Consider the following 1,061-nt stretch of genomic DNA (forward strand, 5'->3'; position numbering starts at 1 on the left):
CTTCAGGCGCTGGAGACGTTCGGTGGGACACGGGATCACAGCTATCCGCAGATAAGACGGAGCTGGCAGTCAAACTGGGGCAACCTGTCGACATTCTTCTCGTACCCGCAGGAACTTCGCAAGGTAATCTACACGACGAACGCTATAGAATCACTGAACAGCGTGATCCGGCATGCAATCTGCGTATTCGCATGCAATCGATCATCGATTCGCATCTAAGGTCGATCACGTTTTCGCATCGTATCGATCATCCGGGAACCTAACTTTTTTATCGTGTTAGCGTGTTTCTTCTGCGCTTTCCACTACCGGGCTATTCTTCCTTAATGATTCTCCCTTAAGCTCCATTCTGTGGGCGTTGTGGATCACCCGATCCAGGAAGGCATCGGCCGCCGTAGGGTTTTCCATCTCCCCGTACCATTGCTCCACCGGCAACTGGCTGATCAGGATCGTACTGGTTTACCCATATCGGTCTTCCGTTATTTCCAGCAAGTCATTGCATTACCGCGTGGTGATAACTTCAAGTCCGAGGTCTTCCAAGATAAGAAGCTCTATTTTTTTAAGCTGTTTCAGTTGATTAAGCCAGCTGCCGTCCAGTCGCCCCTGCTCAAGCTGATCCAGCAGCCGAACCATACGCCAGTATTGGACGCTTCTCTTTTGGCGGCACGCCTGCTCGCCCAGCGCACAACCTACCTAGCTTTTGCCGCTGCCAGTTGGCCCTGTTCTCAGGATATTCTTGCTGTGGGTAATGTAATGCCCGTTCAGAAGCTCGCGCATCTGTTCGGCCTTTAACCCTCGGGATACCGGATAGCAAAGACCCTCAGGGGTTGCATCGTGGCGCAACCGCGCCTGCTTTCTCATCCGACCAACACGGCTGTTTTCACGATGCAATAGTTCTTCTTCGACAAGTAGCCCCAGGCGTTCTGCGAAACCCAGCTCATTGTATGTACCAGGTGCCTCACGCTGGCGTATCACGCCATCGGCCATTGCTGTCTGCTTGAGCGCTCTGAGTTTGGTTAGCAGGTCATCTGTCATAACGACTCCTTTTTCAGTGGTAATATTTC

General features: G+C 52.1%; 2 pseudogenes. One reads left to right on the forward strand and one right to left on the reverse strand.

Annotated elements, in window-relative coordinates:
- A pseudogene (locus tag QZ506_RS05110) lies at nucleotides 1-180 on the forward strand (transposase); the annotation flags it as partial.
- Between the two features lie 96 nt (nucleotides 181-276).
- Here QZ506_RS05110 and istB read toward each other — a convergent pair.
- Nucleotides 277-1,032, reverse strand: a pseudogene (istB, locus tag QZ506_RS05115) (IS21-like element helper ATPase IstB).
- Nucleotides 1,033-1,061: the final 29 nt, after the last annotated feature.

This window comes from Candidatus Symbiopectobacterium sp. (genome assembly GCF_020054415.1).
Lineage (GTDB): Bacteria > Pseudomonadota > Gammaproteobacteria > Enterobacterales > Enterobacteriaceae > Symbiopectobacterium.